Source organism: Acidovorax sp. SUPP3334 (assembly GCF_030159055.1).
Taxonomy (GTDB): Bacteria; Pseudomonadota; Gammaproteobacteria; order Burkholderiales; family Burkholderiaceae_C; genus Paracidovorax.
In genome coordinates, this window is record NZ_BQXQ01000001.1 from 79,507 (window position 1) to 97,933 (window position 18,427).

At 65.2% G+C, this 18,427-nt stretch carries 16 protein-coding genes and 1 tRNA gene; 13 read left to right on the forward strand and 4 right to left on the reverse strand.

Going from position 1 to position 18,427, the window contains the following annotated elements:
- Nucleotides 1–145: 145 nt before the first annotated feature.
- Both recJ and AVHM3334_RS00350 read right to left on the reverse strand, forming a co-directional pair.
- Nucleotides 146–1,861 (reverse strand): single-stranded-DNA-specific exonuclease RecJ, encoded by a 1,716-nt coding sequence (recJ, locus tag AVHM3334_RS00345; RefSeq protein ID WP_284408671.1) that lies wholly within the window; start codon nt 1,859–1,861, stop codon nt 146–148.
- Nucleotides 1,858–2,823 (reverse strand): phosphoglycerate mutase, encoded by a 966-nt coding sequence (locus tag AVHM3334_RS00350; RefSeq protein WP_284408673.1) that lies wholly within the window; start codon nt 2,821–2,823, stop codon nt 1,858–1,860. Before AVHM3334_RS00350 ends, recJ begins: the two co-directional genes overlap by 4 nt.
- Nucleotides 2,824–2,904: 81 nt before the next feature.
- On the opposite strand from AVHM3334_RS00350, the gene AVHM3334_RS00355 reads away from it, so the two are divergent.
- The 3 genes from AVHM3334_RS00355 (at nt 2,905) to pdxA (ending at nt 6,080) form a co-directional block, all read left to right on the forward strand.
- On the forward strand, nt 2,905–4,158 hold the full coding sequence (locus AVHM3334_RS00355) for a lipoprotein-releasing ABC transporter permease subunit (protein ID WP_284408675.1): 1,254 nt from the start codon (nt 2,905–2,907) through the stop codon (nt 4,156–4,158).
- A gap of 94 nt (nt 4,159–4,252) precedes the next feature.
- Nucleotides 4,253–4,933, forward strand: coding sequence for a lipoprotein-releasing ABC transporter ATP-binding protein LolD (lolD, locus tag AVHM3334_RS00360; RefSeq protein ID WP_284408822.1), 681 nt, complete (start codon nt 4,253–4,255; stop codon nt 4,931–4,933).
- Nucleotides 4,934–5,018: 85 nt separating this feature from the next.
- Nucleotides 5,019–6,080 (forward strand): 4-hydroxythreonine-4-phosphate dehydrogenase PdxA, encoded by a 1,062-nt coding sequence (gene pdxA / locus AVHM3334_RS00365; RefSeq protein ID WP_284408677.1) that lies wholly within the window; start codon nt 5,019–5,021, stop codon nt 6,078–6,080.
- Nucleotides 6,081–6,165: 85 nt separating this feature from the next.
- On the opposite strand, the gene mscL is transcribed toward pdxA, so the two are convergent.
- Nucleotides 6,166–6,594: a large conductance mechanosensitive channel protein MscL gene (gene mscL / locus AVHM3334_RS00370; RefSeq protein WP_284408679.1), complete on the reverse strand. Its 429-nt coding sequence runs from the start codon at nt 6,592–6,594 to the stop codon at nt 6,166–6,168.
- Nucleotides 6,595–6,730: 136 nt separating this feature from the next.
- Between mscL and petA the strand changes: the two genes are divergently transcribed.
- The 6 genes from petA (at nt 6,731) to AVHM3334_RS00400 (ending at nt 10,925) form a co-directional block, all read left to right on the forward strand.
- Nucleotides 6,731–7,330 (forward strand): ubiquinol-cytochrome c reductase iron-sulfur subunit, encoded by a 600-nt coding sequence (gene petA, locus AVHM3334_RS00375; protein ID WP_092741343.1) that lies wholly within the window; start codon nt 6,731–6,733, stop codon nt 7,328–7,330.
- An 11-nt stretch (nt 7,331–7,341) separates the two neighbouring features.
- Nucleotides 7,342–8,757 carry a cytochrome b gene (locus AVHM3334_RS00380; RefSeq protein ID WP_284408681.1) on the forward strand — a complete coding sequence of 472 codons (1,416 nt, stop codon included), beginning with the start codon at nt 7,342–7,344 and terminating at the stop codon, nt 8,755–8,757.
- A 15-nt stretch (nt 8,758–8,772) separates the two neighbouring features.
- Nucleotides 8,773–9,528: a cytochrome c1 gene (locus AVHM3334_RS00385; RefSeq protein WP_284408682.1), complete on the forward strand. Its 756-nt coding sequence runs from the start codon at nt 8,773–8,775 to the stop codon at nt 9,526–9,528.
- 98 nt (nt 9,529–9,626) lie between these two features.
- Nucleotides 9,627–10,238 carry a glutathione S-transferase N-terminal domain-containing protein gene (locus AVHM3334_RS00390; protein WP_092741337.1) on the forward strand — a complete coding sequence of 204 codons (612 nt, stop codon included), beginning with the start codon at nt 9,627–9,629 and terminating at the stop codon, nt 10,236–10,238.
- Nucleotides 10,239–10,270: 32 nt separating this feature from the next.
- Complete coding sequence (locus AVHM3334_RS00395) at nt 10,271–10,801, forward strand: ClpXP protease specificity-enhancing factor (RefSeq protein WP_284408823.1); 531 nt, start codon at nt 10,271–10,273, stop codon at nt 10,799–10,801.
- Nucleotides 10,802–10,849: 48 nt separating this feature from the next.
- Nucleotides 10,850–10,925: transfer RNA gene (locus tag AVHM3334_RS00400), tRNA-Thr, on the forward strand.
- Between the two features lie 41 nt (nt 10,926–10,966).
- Here the strand turns inward: AVHM3334_RS00400 and AVHM3334_RS00405 are convergent.
- Nucleotides 10,967–11,266 carry a hypothetical protein gene (locus AVHM3334_RS00405; protein ID WP_284408683.1) on the reverse strand — a complete coding sequence of 100 codons (300 nt, stop codon included), beginning with the start codon at nt 11,264–11,266 and terminating at the stop codon, nt 10,967–10,969.
- A 4-nt stretch (nt 11,267–11,270) separates the two neighbouring features.
- Here AVHM3334_RS00405 and AVHM3334_RS00410 point away from each other — a divergent pair, with 4 nt between their 5' ends.
- The 4 genes from AVHM3334_RS00410 to AVHM3334_RS00425 all read left to right on the forward strand — a co-directional run bounded on the left by AVHM3334_RS00410 (nt 11,271) and on the right by AVHM3334_RS00425 (nt 18,401).
- Nucleotides 11,271–12,278, forward strand: coding sequence for a M23 family metallopeptidase (locus AVHM3334_RS00410; protein ID WP_284408824.1), 1,008 nt, complete (start codon nt 11,271–11,273; stop codon nt 12,276–12,278).
- A 135-nt stretch (nt 12,279–12,413) separates the two neighbouring features.
- The gene (gene secA, locus AVHM3334_RS00415; RefSeq protein ID WP_284408685.1) at nt 12,414–15,170 is read left to right on the forward strand and encodes a preprotein translocase subunit SecA; all 2,757 of its coding nucleotides are present in this window, start codon (nt 12,414–12,416) and stop codon (nt 15,168–15,170) included.
- Nucleotides 15,171–15,319: 149 nt separating this feature from the next.
- Complete coding sequence (locus AVHM3334_RS00420) at nt 15,320–17,047, forward strand: ABC transporter permease (RefSeq protein WP_284408686.1); 1,728 nt, start codon at nt 15,320–15,322, stop codon at nt 17,045–17,047.
- Nucleotides 17,048–17,063: 16 nt separating this feature from the next.
- Nucleotides 17,064–18,401 carry an ABC transporter ATP-binding protein gene (locus tag AVHM3334_RS00425; protein ID WP_284408688.1) on the forward strand — a complete coding sequence of 446 codons (1,338 nt, stop codon included), beginning with the start codon at nt 17,064–17,066 and terminating at the stop codon, nt 18,399–18,401.
- The last annotated feature ends 26 nt before the right edge of the window (nt 18,402–18,427 follow it).

Genomic DNA, 18,427 nt, shown 5'->3' on the forward strand with positions numbered 1-18,427 from the left:
GGGTCGCCAAGGCCGCAGGGGCCGTTTGCTACGAAATCAATAGCTAACCAGGCAATCAATCCGCCGGCATGGGGTCTTTTTTAAATGAAAGGCCCCGGCAGCGACTGCGCCCGCAGGGCTGCGCTTCGACCTGGTCAGGGCTTTCTCACAACTGCGCGCCCTCCACCAGAAACTGCACTCTCCGCTCTCCCTTCCATTCATTCACATCCAGCCGAAACGCCAGCAGCACGCGCGAAGGCAACGGCTCGGTGTGCCCGAACCAGATGCCGTCCACCGGGTTGCCCTGGTGGAGCAACTTGAGCGACAGGTGGTGCTTGTTCTCGCCCACCAGGCGCTGCGACAGCACCTCGACCTCTTCGCTGAACGTGGGAGGCGCGAAGCCCTGGCCCCAGACCTCGCGGTGCAGGGTGTCCACCATGTCCGCGCGGCAGTATTCCGGGGCCAGGGGGCCGTCGGTGTCGAGCCTGCGGGTGAGCGTGGCGGCGTCCAGCCACTCCTGGGCCACCTGTGCGAAGGCGCGCTCGAAGGTGGCGAAGTGCTCCTCGGCCACCGTGCAGCCGGCCGCCATGGCATGGCCACCGAACTTGAGCAGCGTGCCCGGGTGCCGCTTGGCCACGAGGTCCAGCGCATCGCGCAGGTGAAAGCCGGGAATGGACCGCCCCGAGCCCTTGAGTTCATGCCCCTTGCCCGGCGCGGCGCTGGCGGCGAAGACGAACGTGGGGCGGTGCAGCTTGTCCTTGATGCGCGAGGCGACGATGCCGACCACGCCTTCATGGAAGTCGGGGTCGAACACGCTGATGGCGGGCGGGGGCTCGGCGCCTTCCTCGAACAGGCTCTCGGCCATGAGCAGCGCCTGCTCGCGCATGCCGCCTTCGATCTCGCGGCGTTCGCGGTTGATGGCATCGAGCGTGCGGGCCAGCTCTGCGGCGCGGCCGGGGTCGTCGGTCAGCAGGCATTCGATGCCGAGGGTCATGTCGGCCAGCCGCCCTGCGGCGTTGATGCGTGGCCCGAGGGCGAAGCCGAAGTCGAACGTGGTCGCCACGGCGGCCTTGCGGCCCGCGGCGTCGAACAGCGCGGCGATGCCCGCCGGCATGGCGCCCGCGCGGATGCGGCGCAAACCTTGGGCGACCAGGCGGCGGTTGTTGCTATCGAGGCGCACCACGTCGGCCACGGTGCCCAGGGCAACGAGCGGCAGCAGCGGCTCCAGCTTGGGCTGGCTGGCCTTGTCGAACACGCCGCGCTGGCGCAATTCGGCGCGCAGCGCCATCAGCACATAGAACATGACGCCCACGCCGGCGATGGATTTGCTCTCGAACGTGCAGCCGGGCTGGTTGGGGTTGACCATGGCATCGGCCAGCGGCAGCGTGGGGCCGGGCAGGTGGTGGTCGGTGACGAGCACCTGCAGCCCCAGCGCCTTGGCCTCGGCCACGCCGTCCACGCTGGCGATGCCGTTGTCCACGGTGATGAGCATGTCGGCACCCCGCTCATGCACGCGGCGGGCGATGCTGGGGGTGAGGCCGTAGCCGTCGGCCACGCGGTCGGGCACCAGATAGTCCACCTGCCGCGCGCCCAGCCGCCGCAGGCCGCGCACCGCCACGGCGCAGGCGGTGGCGCCATCGCAGTCGTAGTCGGCCACGACGACGAGGCGGCGGTCCTGCGCGATGGCGTCGGCCAGCAGCACCGCAGCCTCGCGCGTGCCGTGCAGGGTGTCGGGGGCAAGCAGCAGGGCCAGGCCGTCGTCCAGTTCGTCCTTGGCGCACACGCCGCGGGCGGCATACAGCCGCGCCAGCAGGGGATGAACGCCGGCTTGCTCCAGTGCCCAGGCAGCGCGGGGGGGAATGTCTCTTGCTACTATTTTCATAGCAATGTGCCGGCGTCTTTAAAGCGCTGGGGCCTGAAAAGGCTCTGAAGCCTCTGCGCGAAGCCGCGGGGGCCCGTGCGCCAGGCGAGGGCATTGCGCTCGCCGCACAGGATGAGCTGGGCCGCACCGCCGGCGGCGACTCGGTCGGCCAGGCGGGCGACCGGACCGCTGTCCAGCGCCTGCCAGGCGGCTCGCCAGGCGCGCCAGTCCTCGGCCAGGGCCGCGTCACGCAGGGTCAGGGGGATTTCGATTTCAGGCGCGGGGGCCGGCGCGGCGGCGGAAACGGAAGGGGGCAGGGAGCCCGTGCCGTGCACCCAGAAGGAATTGACAGGCCCCAGCCCGCGCGCTGCGCGGGCGTCGTTGAAGGCATGGGTGTAGAGCAGCATCTGCATTTCGCTTTGCAGGCGGTGCAGCACGCGGGCCTTCGCGGCGTCGGGCATCCAGGCCCGCACGTCGCGCTGGATCACCCGGTCGAGCGAAGCGGTGGCGAGCCCTTCGAACACGGCGCCGCGCGCCAGCCAGCGCGTGGGCCGCTCGTAGGCGAGCTCGATTCCGTCCTCCGCGAACCAGGGCGCCACGATGGCCAGCAGTTCGCGCGATGCGGCCTCGTCCAGGCCCAGCGCGTCCGGGTCGCCGACGGTGACGTGTTCGGTGGTCACGCGCCACTCGCACGGGGCGACGAAGGCGCGGGCTGCTCCGTCACCGCCGCCGTCGCTCGCCTGCCGCTGGTGCCAGGCGGCCCAGGGGGCGGTGCTGTTGGTGGCGGGCAGACCGAGGTGGCGTGCCAGGGCGCGCTCGTGTGGGGGGATGAAATCGGTCTCGTCGCCAGCGTCGGTGACGGGGGGCGGCAGGCGGGAAAGCAGCCGGTCGAGGTGGGGCAGGGCGAGGTCCTGCAAGGCGTGCTGGCATCCGTCGGAGGGGCTGGCGGCAAACGGAATGAGCAAATGGGGGGTGTCCGACATGGGCCTATTGTCCGGGATGCCACAATCGGCGCCGCCCAGTGGCCGACATTTCCAGAGCGGCAGCGGGCCTTCCACCACACCATGCAAATTCCCTACGAACTGGCCCTGGGCTGGCGCTACACCCGGGCCGGGCGCGCCACCCGGCGCAATGGCTTCATCTCGTTCATCTCGGGCGTCTCCATGCTGGGCATCGCGCTCGGCGTGGCGGCCCTCATCATCGTGCTGTCGGTGATGAACGGCTTTCAAAAAGAAGTGCGCGACCGCATGCTCAGCGTGGTCTCGCACATCGAGATCTTCGCGCCGCACGGCGCTGCGCTGGTGGACATGCCGCGCACGCTGGCCGAGGCGAAGGCCAATCCCGAGGTGGTCGGCGCCGCGCCTTTCGTGGCGGCGCAGGCCCTGCTGGCGCGCGGCGAGGACATGAAGGGCACGCTGGTGCGCGGGATCGATCCGCTGCGCGAAGCCGACGTGACCGACCTGGCCGCGGAAAACGTGGAGGCCCTCAAGGCCCTGGTGCCGGGCGAGTTCCGCGTGGTGCTGGGCAGCGAACTGGCCCGCGCCCTGGGCGTGCGGCTGGGCGATGCGGTCACGCTGATCGCGCCCGGCGGACAGGTGACGCCTGCCGGCGTGGTGCCCCGCTTGAAGCAGATGACGGTGGCGGGCACGTTCAGTTCGGGCCACTACGAATACGACTCGGCGCTGGTGCTGCTGCACCACGAGGACGCCGAGCGCATCTTCCGGCTGGAAGGCCCCACCGGCATCCGGCTCAAGCTCAAGGACCTGCACCGTGCGCCCCAGGTGGCGCAGGAACTGGCGCACTCGCTCAGCGGTGACCTGCTGATCCGCGACTGGACGCAGCAAAACCGCACCTGGTTTGCCGCCGTGCAGCTCGAAAAACGCATGATGTTCATCATCCTCACGCTGATCGTGGCGGTGGCGGCCTTCAACCTGGTGTCCACGCTGGTGATGACGGTGACCGACAAACGCGCCGACATCGCCATCCTGCGCACGCTGGGCGCGAGCCCCGGCAGCATCATGGGCATCTTCGTGGTGCAGGGCGCCATGGTGGGCGTGATCGGCACGCTGGCCGGCCTGCTGCTCGGCCTGGGCATCGCCACGAACATCGACGTGATCGTGCCGGCCATCGAGCGCGCGCTGAACGCCAGTTTCCTGCCCAAAGACATCTACCTGATCAGCAAGATGCCGAGCGAGCCGCAAAGCAGCGACATCCTGCCGATCGGCATCATTTCCCTGGTGCTGGCCTTTCTGGCCACGCTGTATCCGAGCTGGCGCGCGAGCCGCGTGAACCCCGCGGAGGCCTTGCGCTATGAATGATTCGTCCACGCCCGGCACGCTGCCCCATGGTTTCGCACAGGGCGGGGCCGCCACGGGCACGCCGGTGCTCGAAACCCGGAGCGCTTCGGCCCGCCTGGGCCGTGGCCCCGTGGTGCTGCAGGCCCGGGGCCTGACCAAGCGATTCACCGAGGGACGGCTCGACGTCACCGTGCTGCAAGGGGTGGACCTGGACGTGCACGCGGGCGAAACGCTGGCCATCGTCGGCGCCTCGGGCTCGGGCAAGAGCACGCTGCTGCATCTGTTGGGCGGGCTGGATGCGCCCACCGCCGGCCGCGTGCAGCTGAAGGGCGAGGCGTTCGACACGCTGTCGGCCCAGCGCCAGGGGCAGCTGCGCAACGCGCACCTCGGTTTCATCTACCAATTCCACCACCTGCTGCCGGAGTTCAGCGCGCAGGACAACGTCGCCATGCCGCTGCGCATCCGCCGCATGCCGTATGCCGATTGCGTGGCGCAGGCGGTCGAAATGCTCACGGCCGTGGGCCTGGGCGGGCGGGTGCAGCACCGGCCCGCCGAACTGTCCGGTGGCGAGCGCCAGCGGGTGGCGATCGCTCGGGCGCTGGTCACGCGGCCTGCCTGCGTGCTGGCCGACGAGCCCACCGGCAACCTCGACCGCAGTACGGCCGACGGCGTCTTCCAGCTCATGCTGCAACTGGCGCGAGACAAAGGCACGGCCTTCGTCATGGTGACCCACGACGAATCGCTCGCCGCGCGCTGCGACCGCGTGGTGCGCCTGACCTCGGGCGTGCTCGGGTAAGGCGTTGCAGTGCGATGCCTGCGCGTTCGATTGCTATTAAATTTATAGCAATACGCCGTTGATTTTATTGCGCTGGAGCCCTTTTATGCCCTCGGTCGCTACTGCTTCGCTGCTGCCTCCCCTGGCGATCACCCAGGGCGACCCCGCAGGCATCGGCCCCGAAATCGTCGCCAAGGCGTTCCGTGATGCGCCCCAAGAATTGCGCGGCTGCTTCGTGGTGGGCGACCTGGCCACGCTGCGCCGTGCCGTGCGCTGCATCGCGCGGCCGGGGGAGCCGCTGCTGCCGGTGGCCACCATCGCAACGCCGGCCGAGGTGGCCGGCGTGCCGCCGCGCTGCATGCCGGTGCTGGGCCTGCCAGGGCTGCCGGGGCCGTTGCCTTTCGGCGAGGTGAGCGCTCCAGCGGGCCGTGCCGCCGCCGACTGCGTGGTGTGGGCTGCACGGGCGGCATTGCGCGGCGAAATTGCCGCGCTGGTCACCGCGCCGCTGCACAAGGAAGCCCTCAGCGCGGCGGGCGTCGATTTTCCGGGCCACACCGAGTTGCTGCAGGCCGAGGCCGCGCGCCATGCCGGCGTGCCGCTCGCAGACATGCCGGTGCGAATGATGCTGGCCAGCGACGAGCTGCGCACCGTGCTGGTGAGCATCCATGTCTCGCTGCGCGAAGCCATCGACGCCGTCACCCCTGCCAATGTGCTGGACACGCTGCGCATCACCCACCAAGCCTTGCTGCGCAGCCTGGGCCGCGCACCGCGCATCGGCGTGGCGGGGTTGAACCCGCATGCAGGCGAGGGCGGCCTGTTCGGCCTTGAGGAGAGGCAGGTGATCGCGCCTGCCATCGCGGCTGCCCGCCAGCAGGGCGTGGACGCGCATGGCCCCTACGCGCCCGACACCATCTTCATGCGGGCGCGCAGCATGCCGCAGCGCCCCGGAGAGTTCGACGCGGTGCTGGCGATGTACCACGACCAGGGCTTGATCCCCGTCAAATACCTGGGCGTGGACAAGGGCGTGAACGTGACGCTCGGACTGCCGCTGGTCCGCACCAGCCCCGATCACGGCACGGCGTTCGACATCGCGGGGCAGGGCGTGGCCGACGCTGCGAGCCTGATCGAAGCCGTGCGCATGGCGCGCCGGCTGGCCGCCGCCCACTGAGCCGTCGCTCGGACGGGGCGGCAGCGGCCGCCGCAGCCCGCTCCTGGCTTCTGGCTCCGGTTACGGTTACGGTTCCCGCTGCCTGTCAGCGCTTGAGGCTGTCGCGGATCTCGCGCAGCAGCACGATGTCTTCCGGCGTGGCCACTGGTGCGGGTGCCGGCGGCGGTGCCTTGCGCTTCAGGCGGTTGATCTGCTTGACCATCATGAAGATGATGAAAGCCAGAATCAGGAAATTGACCGCCACGGTGATGAAGTTGCCGTAGGCCAGCACGGGGACTCCGGCCTTCTTGAGCGCATCCAGGGTCTGCGGAACGCCCGGGGGCACGGTGCCCAGCACCACGAACAGGTTGGAAAAATCCAGCCTGCCGAACACCAGCCCCACCACCGGCATGATCAGGTCGCTGACGACCGAGTCCACGATCTTGCCGAACGCGCCGCCGATGATCACGCCGACCGCCAGATCCACCACATTTCCCTTGATCGCGAACTCTCGGAATTCTTGTGCAATGCCCATTTCGACCCTCCTTGATATAGCTGAAAACCCTGCCAGTATTGCCCAGGTTTAAGGGTGTTAACGCCTAGGAATACCCATTTTCACTCCGCTACAATTCCGCGATTGACCCCACCAGCGAAGTACAACGAGGACACCCATGAGTGAAACTCCAATCGACTCCAGCAAGAGGACGTGGCTCATTGCGTCTGGCTGCGCTGGTGCCGTGGGCGGCGTAGCGACTGCCGTACCGTTCGTGAGCACGTTCCAGCCTTCCGAAAAGGCGAAGGCGGCAGGCGCCGCGGTCGAAGTGGATATTTCCGATCTCAAGCCGGGCGAAAAGGTCACGGTCGAATGGCGCGGCAAGCCCGTGTGGATCATCAAGCGCACGCCGGAGCAACTGGCGGCGCTGCCCTCGCTCGACGCGCAATTGGCCGATCCGAAGTCGGAGCGCAAGCAAAGCGAACTCACCCCTGAATACGCCCGCAACGAGGCGCGTTCCATCAAGCCTGAAATCCTGGTGGCCGTGGGTATCTGCACCCACCTGGGCTGCTCGCCCTCGGACAAGTTCGTGCCTGGCGCGCAGCCCTCGCTGCCCAACGACTGGAAGGGTGGTTTCCTGTGCCCTTGCCATGGCTCCACGTTCGACATGGCCGGCCGGGTGTTCAAGAACAAGCCCGCGCCGGACAACCTGGAAGTGCCCCCCCACATGTACCTGTCGGAGACCAAGCTCCTGATCGGTGAAGACAAGAAGGCATGAGGGAACACGACATGGCCCACCAATTCAAGGACATCTCCCCCAACGCCTCCGCCGGCGCCAAAGTCACCAACTGGTTCGAGAACCGGTTTCCGACCGCGTTCGATGCCTACCGCGTTCACATGTCGGAGTACTACGCTCCGAAGAACTTCAACTTCTGGTACATCTTCGGCTCGCTGGCGCTCCTGGTGCTGGTGATCCAGATCGTCACCGGCATCTTCCTGGTGATGCACTACAAACCCGACGCTGCCAAGGCGTTCGAGTCGGTCGAGTACATCATGCGCGACGTGCCGTGGGGCTGGCTCATCCGCTACATGCACTCGACGGGTGCCTCGGCCTTCTTCGTCGTGGTGTACCTGCACATGTTCCGCGGGCTGCTTTACGGCTCGTACCGCAAGCCACGCGAACTGGTGTGGATCTTCGGCTGCGCCATCTTCCTGGCGCTGATGGCCGAAGCCTTCATGGGCTACCTGCTGCCCTGGGGCCAGATGTCGTATTGGGGCGCGCAGGTGATCGTGAACCTGTTCGCGGCCATCCCCTTCATCGGCCCTGATCTGGCGCTGCTGATCCGCGGCGACTACGTGGTGGGCGATGCCACGCTGAACCGCTTCTTCAGCTTCCACGTCATCGCCGTGCCGCTGGTGCTGCTGGGCCTGGTGGTGGCGCATTTGCTGGCGCTGCACGACGTGGGCTCCAACAACCCTGACGGCGTCGAAATCAAGGGCCCGAACGCCCCCCGGGACGAAAAGGGCCATCCGCTCGATGGCATTCCGTTCCACCCCTACTACACGGTGCATGACATCTTCGGGGTGTGCGTCTTCCTGTTCATCTTCTCGGCCGTGGTGTTCTTCGCGCCCGAGTTCGGTGGCTACTTCCTCGAGTACAACAATTTCATTCCGGCCGATCCGCTCAAGACACCCGCGCACATCGCGCCCGTCTGGTACTTCACGCCGTTTTATTCCATGCTGCGCGCCATCACCAGCGAGATGATGTACGCCCTGATTGCCTGCGTGGTGCTCGCTGCCGGCTTCGGCGTGGTCAAGGGCCGCCTGCCGAGTTTCGTCAAGGTGGCGGTGGTGGCCATCGCGGCGGCGGCCATCGCGCTCATGCTGTCGATCGACGCCAAGTTCTGGGGCGTGGTCGTGATGGGCGGGGCGGTCATCATCCTGTTCTTCCTGCCATGGCTGGACATGAGCCCGGTCAAGTCGATCCGCTACCGTCCCAGCTGGCACAAGTACCTATACGGCATCTTCGTGATCAACTTCGTCGCACTGGCCTATCTGGGCGTGCAGCCGCCGTCGCCGCTAGGCGAGCGCGTGTCGCAAGTGGGGACGCTGTTCTATTTCGGATTCTTCTTGCTCATGCCCTGGTGGAGCCGGCTCGGCGAACCCAAGCCCGTGCCGGATCGCGTGGTTTTCACGGCGCATTGAGCGGGAGACGCATTCATGAAAAAAATCATCTTCACGCTGATCGCGGCCCTCGGCATCGCCACGGGCGCACAAGCTGCCGAAGGCGGCATCGCCTGGGACAAGGCGCCCGTCCAGACCAATGACACGGCTTCGCTGCAAAACGGTGCCAAGCTCTTCGTCAACTATTGCCTGAGCTGCCATTCGGCCGCGTTCATGCGTTTCAACCGGCTCAAGGACATCGGCCTCACCGACCAGCAGATCAAGGACAACCTGCTGTTCACCACCGAAAAGGTGGGCGAGACCATGAAGTCCACCATCGACCCGCGCCAGGCCAAGGACTGGTTCGGCGCCAATCCGCCCGACCTCACGGTGATCGCCCGCTCGCGTGCCGGCCAGGGCGGAACGGGTGCTGATTACCTCTATACCTTCCTGCGCACTTTCTACCGCGACGAGACCAAGGCCACGGGGTGGAATAATCTCGCCTTCCCGAGTGTCGGCATGCCGCATGTGCTCTGGCAACTGCAGGGCGATCGCCGCCCGGTGTTCGAGGAGCAGGAAAGCCATGGTCACAAGACGGAGGTCTTTAAAGGCTGGACGCAAGTGAGTCCGGGCACAATGAGCCCCCTCCAGTACGACCAAGCCGTGGGTGATCTCGTCAATTATCTGCAGTGGATGGGCGAGCCGGCGCAAAATACCCGGTTGCGCGTCGGCGTCTGGGTTTTGATTTTCCTCGGTGTATTCACGGTGATTGCCTGGAGGCTGAACGCGGCTTTCTGGAAAGACATCAAGTAATCGCACCTACCGCCTGCGGCGCCGGACTGGCGCTGCTCAGGTTTACAGAGTGGTCGCATCCTGCGCCCACTCTTTTTGATTTTTAGGAGTCTCTCACCATGATGGTGCTTTATTCGGGTACGACCTGCCCCTTCTCCCATCGCTGCCGTTTCGTTCTGTTCGAGAAGGGAATGGACTTCGAAATCCGCGATGTGGACCTGTACAACAAGCCCGAAGACATCAGCGTGATGAACCCCTACGGACAGGTGCCGATCCTGGTCGAACGCGATCTGATCCTGTACGAATCGAACATCATCAACGAATACATCGACGAGCGCTTCCCGCATCCGCAACTGATGCCCGGCGACCCGGTGGACCGTGCCCGTGTGCGCCTGTTCCTGCTGAACTTCGAAAAGGAACTGTTCATTCACGTGAACATCCTCGAATCGCGCGCGACCAAGGGCAACGAAAAGGCACTGGAGAAGGCCCGCGCCCATATCCGTGACCGCCTCACGCAGCTGGCTCCCGTGTTCCTCAAGAACAAGTACATGCTGGGCGAGAATTTCTCGATGCTGGACGTGGCCATTGCGCCGCTGCTTTGGCGCCTGGACTACTATGGCATCGACCTGAGCAAGAACGCCGCGCCGCTGCTCAAGTATGCTGAGCGCATCTTCTCGCGTCCTGCGTACATCGAAGCGCTGACGCCTTCCGAAAAAGTCATGCGCAAGTAATTGCGCGATCTTCCTTCTCGCACGCCACCATGATGAATGCCCAGGATTCCACCTCCACTCGCCCTTATCTCATTCGGGCCTTGTACGAGTGGTGCACCGACAACGGGCTGACGCCTTACGTGGCGGTGCGGGTGGACGAATCGGTCCAGGTGCCGCGCGAGTATGTAAAGGATGGCGAGATCGTGCTGAACATCAGCTACGACGCCACCAGTGCGTTGCAGCTGGGCAATGATTTCATCGAATTCAAGGCCCGCTTCGGCGGCAAGCCGCGCGACATCATGGTCCCTGTGGGCCGCGTGATCGCCATCTACGCGCGCGAGAATGGTCAGGGCATGGCGTTTCCCCCGCCGGTGGACGTGCTGGAGCCCAGCGAAGGTGGAGTGCTGTCGTCCACGGTGCTTTCCGCGGCGGCTTCGCCCGCAGAAACCGAGCCTTCCGCAGGCCCGGACGAGCGGGTGGTGCAACTCGTCTCGACCGATTCGCCGCCGGACGATGGTGGCACGCCACCTCGGCCAGCATCGCCGGGTGGTGGCGGGCGGCCTTCGCTCAAACGCATCAAATAGCGTTTTTGGCCGCTTCACCGCCTTTCGCGCGGCTAGAATGCATCCTTCGCCGATTTAGCTCAGTTGGTAGAGCACCCGCCTTGTAAGCGGTAGGTCGTCAGTTCGATTCCGACAATCGGCACCATCTTTTTTTGACTCCCTTTGCCACGCCTTCCCTTGCGGGTTTCAGGTTTGGATTTTGAGGCGAATGGAGTTAACCTCCCACCCCCGACTGCGCAAATGCGCCTGCAAGGCAGGCAGCAACTGACGCACTTTGGCTGCCGCTGCGTTGCTGCGCACCAGCAGGCACCACGTCGGGCCTTCGATCGGGCCTGCCTGAATGGCGGGCCGCAATGTGGCTGGGATCAGTAGCTCGACGGCCTTGAGCCGCTCCGTGGATTCGCGTGTCAGCGCCGCCAGCTTGGCCAACGTGGGGGATTTCTCCGTGGCTTGAAGCAGGGTGACGGCTTGGTGACGGCGGTTCATGGCAATGCGCCGCGCGGCGCGGAGAAATGTAGTGCACTTGATTATCACGGACGCCCGGCTGGCGCGAAGCCGGGCCATACACCTGACGGGGACACGGCTCATGGCGGCAGGCCTGCTGGTGTCGTTCACCATCATGCTGGTGGCGGCCATGCTGTATCACTGGGTTTTCCTGAAAGGCGCACGCGAAGGCTGGCCCGTCATCGGTTCGCTGGTCAAACTGGTGGCCAAAGACGAGATGGAAGAGCGCGATCGTTTCATGCGGGCCAATCTCGACGCCATGGCGCGCAAGGTCGGCGAGATGCAGGCGCGGGTCATGCAACTGGAATCCCTGGGCGAGCGTGTGCTGGGGCTGGCGGGCATGCCGGCGTCTGAGTTGTCGCGCCCGCCGGGGCAGGGTGGGGCGCTGGTTTCGGGCCATCCGATGGACATGCAGGAGCTGCAGCGCACGCTGGACGATCTGGCCCAGCTCACCGACCGCCGCGTGGACTTGATGACGGTGGTCGAGTCACGGCTTTTCGACCAGCACATCCGAAAGCACATGGTGCCCACCCAAGCCCCGGTGCTGGGCAAGCTGCCCGGTTCGGCGTTCGGCTGGCGCATCGATCCCATCACTGGCCATTCGGCGCTGCACACCGGGCTCGATTTTCAGGCGGACACCGGCACGGCCATTCTGGCCGCCGCCGGCGGCGTGGTCGTCGCGCAGGAATACCACCCCGCCTACGGCAACATGATCGAGGTGGACCACGGAAACCAGTTGGTCACACGCTACGCACATGCTTCGAAAACCTTGGTCAAGCGCGGGGATCTGGTGCGCCGTGGCCAGAAGATTGCCGAGGTGGGCACCACAGGCCGCTCCACGGGCCCGCACCTGCACTTCGAGGTTCTCGTGCAAGGCGTGCCACAAGATCCGCAGAAATTTCTCATGGCCGGCGCCCAGGCGCCATCGACCCGGCTGGCGAGTGCCGGACCGCTCCAGAAGGCCGATGCCCAGTCCCTCACCCCGCGCAGGTAAAATCTGCGGTCCGGAACTGCCGCCGACGGTTGCACAACTTGCAACCCGAGAACGCAGCCCCACCTGAACTCACTTCTTCTTTAGGGATTCTGGTCGCGCCTTGCGCCTTCGGGCACGGAGCGCGGTCCTGCTCGCATGGCCACCAATTTCCTCACCAAACTATTCGGCAGCCGCAATGACCGGCTCCTCAAGCAATACCGCAAGACGGTGGCCCGCATCAATGCGATGGAGCCCGACTACGAAAAGCTGAGTGACGAGGCGCTGCGCGCCAAGACCGCCGAGTTCAAGGAACGCGTCTCCAAGGGCGAATCGCTGGATGACCTGCTGCCAGAGGCGTTCGCCGTGGTGCGCGAAGGCTCCAAGCGGATCATGAAGATGCGGCATTTCGACGTCCAGCTGCTGGGCGGCATGGCGCTGCATTACGGCAAGATTTCTGAAATGCGCACGGGCGAGGGCAAGACGCTGACCGCCACGCTGCCGGTGTACCTCAATGCCTTGTCGGGCGATGGTGTGCATGTGGTGACGGTGAACGATTACCTCGCCAACCGCGATGCGCAGTGGATGGGGCGCCTGTACACCTTCCTCGGCCTGACCGTCGGCATCAACCTGCCGCAAGCGCCGCGTGAGGAAAAGCAGGCCGCCTATCAGGCGGACATCACGTACGGCACCAACAACGAGTACGGGTTCGATTACCTGCGCGACAACATGGTCTACGAGTCGCGCGACCGGGTGCAGCGCGGGCTGAACTTCGCCATCGTCGACGAGGTGGACTCCATCCTGATCGACGAGGCCCGTACGCCGCTGATCATCAGCGGCCAGGCTGAAGACCATACCGCGATGTACATCGCCATGAACGAGGTCGTGCCGCTGCTGGTGCGGCAAGAAGGCGAGGCCGACCCTCGCACTGGCGAAGGGGTGACCAAGCCGGGTGATTTCACGCTCGACGAGAAGACGCATCAGGTGTTCCTGACCGAGCAAGGCCACGAGACGGCTGAGCGCGTGCTGGCCAGCCGCGGGCTGATCGCTGAAGGCGCCTCGCTCTACGATCCCGCCAACATCACGCTCATGCACCACCTGTATGCGGCGCTGCGTGCCAATCATCTGTACCACCGCGATCAGCACTATGTGGTGCAGGATGGCGAGATCGTCATCGTCGATGAATTCACGGGCCGCCTGATGTCGGGCCGCCGTTGGAGCGAAGGGCTGCACCAGGCTGTCGAGGCCAAGGAAGGCGTCGGCATCCAGGCCGAGAATCAGACGCTCGCGTCCATCACGTTCCAGAACTATTTCCGCCTGTACAAGAAGCTGGCGGGCATGACCGGAACGGCCGACACCGAAGCGTACGAATTCCAGGAGATCTACGGCCTTGAAACCGTGGTGATTCCGCCCAACCGCCCCAGCAAGCGCGATGACCAGCTCGACCGGGTCTACAAGACAACGCGCGAGAAGTACGAAGCGGCGATCAAGGACATTCGCGAGTGCCATGAGCGCGGCCAACCGGTGCTCGTGGGCACCACGTCGATCGAGAACTCGGAAATCATCGACCAGCTGCTGCAAAAAGAAGGCTTGCCGCACCAGGTGCTGAACGCCAAGCAGCATGCCCGCGAGGCCGACATCGTCGCGCAGGCGGGCCGCGCGGGAATGATCACCATCGCCACCAACATGGCTGGCCGCGGCACTGACATCGTGCTGGGCGGCAACATCGAAAAAGCGCTGGCGGCCATCGAAAACGACGAGTCGCTTGACGCTGCCACCAAGGAAAGCCGCCTGGCAGAAGTGCGTGCGCAGTGGACGCGCGATCACGAAAAAATCAAGGAACTGGGCGGCCTGCGCATCATTGCCACAGAACGCCACGAATCGCGCCGCATCGACAACCAGCTGCGTGGCCGTTCGGGCCGCCAGGGCGATCCTGGCTCTTCGCGGTTCTATCTGAGCCTGGACGATTCGCTGATGCGCATCTTCGCGGGCGACCGCGTGAAGGCGATCATGGACCGGCTCAAGATGCCCGACGGCGAGGCCATCGAAGCCGGCATCGTCACGCGCAGCATCGAATCGGCGCAGCGCAAGGTCGAAGCCCGCAATTTTGACGTCCGCAAGCAGTTGCTGGAGTACGACGACGTTTCCAACGACCAGCGCAAGGTGATCTACCAGCAGCGCAACGAGATCCTGGACGCGACCGATCTGTCGGGCCTGATCGCCAATATGCAGGAAGACTGCTTGACCGATCTGGTGCGCCAATACGTGCCGGCCGAATCGGTAGAAGAGCAGTGGGACCTGCAGGCGCTGGAGAAATCTCTGGCGGAAGAGTGGCAGATCCAGTTGCCGTTGAAGCAAGAGGTCGATAGTGCGCACGCGATCACGGACGAAGAAATCCTGGAAAAAGTGCTCACTGCCGGTAAGGCTGCATTCCAGGCCAAGGTCGGCCTGGTGGGGCAGGAGAACTTCAACCAGTTCGAACGTGCCGTGCTGCTGCAGAGCTTCGATTCCAACTGGCGTGATCATCTGGCAGCGCTCGACTATCTGCGCCAAGGCATCCATTTGCGCGGCTATGCGCAAAAGCAGCCCAAGCAGGAATACAAGCGCGAGGCGTTCGAGCTGTTCCGCCAACTCATCGACCAGGTCAAGAACGAAGTCACCAAGATTTTGATGACGGTGCAGGTGCAGTCCCCGGCACAACTCGACGAAGCCGCCGAGGCGCTGGAGAGCCGCGCCGAGAACATCGCCAACGTGACCTACACCGCGCCCACCGAAACCGGCGAGGTCGAGGTCCGCTCCGAAGCCGCCATGGCTGCAGATGCTTCCACCGGCGACGTGCCCCGCGTGGGCCGCAACGATCCTTGCCCATGCGGCAGCGGAAAGAAGTACAAAAGCTGCCACGGCCGGCTCGACTGACAGGTCCTTGCCGTTGCGCAAAGAATGCGGGGCGGAAATCATGCGCTTTGCCTGCAGGGCAGGCATGGCGTGGCAGGCCAGGGCTGCGTCTTGGACCCGTCATGAAAACACGCTAGGCTGGCTCGCGTCACAGGGAGAAGGGCGCAAGGATGATCGACAAGCGGTTTTTCCCGCGGCAGGTGGTAGAGGCCGGCGGCAACCGATGGGACTGGGCCTTGCTTCCGCTGGTGCTGGCGGTGCTGTTCGCGCTTGCCTGGGGCGGTTCGCAGATGGCTCGCCCCTATCAGGTCGGCGATGTGCTTGCGCTGTCGCTGGACCCCTGGATGCTGCCGTATTACCTGCTGCGCACCACGCTTCGCATGTTCATTGCGCTGGGTGCCTCGCTGGTGTTTGCCTGCATCTTTGCCGCCCTTGCCGCCAAGTACCGCGCGGCGGAGCGGGTGATGGTGCCGCTTCTGGACATTCTTCAGTCCATCCCCATCCTCGGCTTTTTATCGATCACGGTGACGGGGTTCATCGCGCTGTTCCCGGGCAATCTGTTCGGCGTCGAATGCGCCGCTATTTTTGCCATCTTCACGTCCCAAGCCTGGAACATGGCATTCAGCCTGTACCAGTCCATGCGCACGGTGCCGGCCGAGCTTCGCGAAGCCGCCGCCGTGTTCCAGCTTTCGGGCTGGCAGCGGTTTTGGCGGCTGGAGCTTCCCTTTGCCATGCCGGGCCTGTTGTGGAACATGATGATGTCGATGTCGGGCGGCTGGTTTTTCGTGGTGGCTTCCGAAGCCATCTCGGTGTCGCACCAAGACATCAAGCTGCCGGGTGTGGGTTCTTACATCGCCTTGGCCATCGAGGCGCGCGACCTGGGTGCCATCGGCTGGGCCATCTTGGGCATGCTGGTAGGCATCGTTCTGTATGACCAATTGTTCTTCCGCCCCCTGATCGCTTGGGCGGACAAGTTCCGCTTCGAAGAAGGCGGCAGCGAGGCACAGCCCACCTCCTGGCTGTTGTCCTGGATGCGGCGCACGGCGCAACTCAAGCGGGTGGCGGCGGTATTCGTGGTGCCGCTGGAGTGGTCGCTCACGCGGTTGCGGCGGCGCCATGATGGCACCTCGATCCGTGCACGGCCGTCGATGCCCCATCCGGCGCTCACTCGCGCAGGGGACGCTGCACTGGCTGCGGCCGTCATGCTGGCGGTGATCTGGCTCGTTCGCTTCATTCACAGCGAAGTCGGCTGGGGCGAGGTAGGGCACGTCTTCGTGCTGGGGACTTACACGCTCGTGCGTGTGGTGGTGCTGATCCTGCTGGCCGCGTTGGTCTGGGTGCCGGTGGGTGTCTGGATCGGTATGAATCCTCGCTGGGCAGGCCGGCTGCAGGCGGTAGCGCAGTTCCTGGCGGCGTTTCCGGCCAACCTGATGTTCCCGCTGGCCGTGGTGCTGATCGTCCGCTGGCACCTCGATCCGAACCTCTGGCTTGCGCCGCTGATGGTGTTGGGCACGCAGTGGTATCTGCTCTTCAACGTCATCGCCGGAGCTTCCAGCGTGCCTTCCGAGTTGCGTTACGCCGCGCAGAATCTGGGGCTGACGGGCTGGTTGCGCTGGCGGCGCTATCTGCTGCCGGCGGTGTTTCCCAGCTTCGTCACCGGCGCCATCACGGCCAGCGGTGGCTCATGGAATGCCAGCATCGTGGCCGAGTACGTGACATGGGGCGACACCACGCTGCAGGCCGATGGACTGGGCAGCTATATCGCCCACATGACCGCCATCGGCGACTTCCCGCGCATCGCGCTGGGCATCGGAGTGATGTGCGTGTTCGTCATGGGCATGAACCACTTCGTGTGGCGGCGCCTTTATGCAATGGCGGAAAACCGCATGCATTCCTGAGGCTTGGAAGGAAAGAATGGAAATGTCATCCGGGTCCCCCATCGCAGAACTGATTCAGGTCGGTAAATCCTTTCGCTCCAGCGACGGCACCGCACGGTCGGTGTTGGAGGGCGTGGATCTCGTGCTGCAGGACGGCGAGATCGTCGCGCTGCTCGGCCAATCGGGTTCAGGCAAGTCCACGCTGCTGCGCATCCTGGCCGGTCTCGTTCCGGTGGACAGCGGCGACGTGCGCTATCGCGGGCAGCCGCTGTATGGCCCGGCACGCGGCATTGCCATGGTGTTTCAATCGTTTGCGCTGTTTCCTTGGCTGACCGTTCAGCAGAACGTGGAGCTTGGCCTGGAGGCCCGGGGCGTCCCGCCCGCCGAGCGGTCGCGCCGGGCCAGCGCCGCGATCGAGCTGATCGGGCTTTCGGGGTTCGAAGGGGCGTTGCCCCGCGAGTTGTCCGGTGGCATGCGCCAGCGGGTCGGCATTGCGCGCGCTCTTGTGGTCGAACCAGAAGTGCTGCTGATGGACGAGGCGTTTTCGGCACTCGACGTGCTCACGGGCGAGCGGCTGCGCGATGACATCCTCGAACTCTGGGGCCGCGGCAACATGCCCACGAGAGCGATGCTCATCGTGTCGCACAACATCGAGGAGGCAGTGCTCATGGCCGACCGGGTTCTGGTGTTCGCCAGCAATCCGGGCCGGGTACGCGCCGAGCTGCCCATTCGCTTGCCCCGCCCCCGCCATCCTGACAGCCTGGAGGTACGCGCCCTCATCGATGAGGTCTATGGCCTCATGACGGCGCGCCAGCCCGGTACAGGGCGGCCCACGGCCGAGCCGGCCCGCATGCATCTTGCCGACCAACTGCCGGCCGCCGACGTGGGACGCATGGAGGGGTTGCTGGAGCGCCTGTCCGAAGCGCCTTTCAACGGCCGCGCCGACCTGCCACGCATCGCTGAAGAGGCAGGGCTGGCCGACGACGAGTTGCTGGTTCTGGCCCAGGCGCTGGCTCTGCTGGGCTTTGCGCAACTGGCCGATGGAGACCTGCACCTCACCGCGCTCGGCCAACGTTACGTGCAAGCGCCCAACACCGTGCGTCAGCCCCTGTTCGGCCAGCAATTGCTGGCCCACGTGCCTCTGGCGGCCCACATGCGGCACAGCCTGGAGCAAGACCCTGCCGGCCAGCTGCCGGAAAAGCCCTTTTTGCGCCTGCTGCACGAAAGCTTGGATGCCGCCGAGGCAGAACGCGTGCTGAGAACGGTCATCGAGTGGGGGCGCTACGGCGAAGTGTTCGAATACGATTTCCACACGGGTTTGATCCATCTGCCCGACGGGAATGCGGTGCAGTCGGGGCCCAAGGCGGCCCCCTAGAATCATCGTTTTTCCAGTTTTTCCTT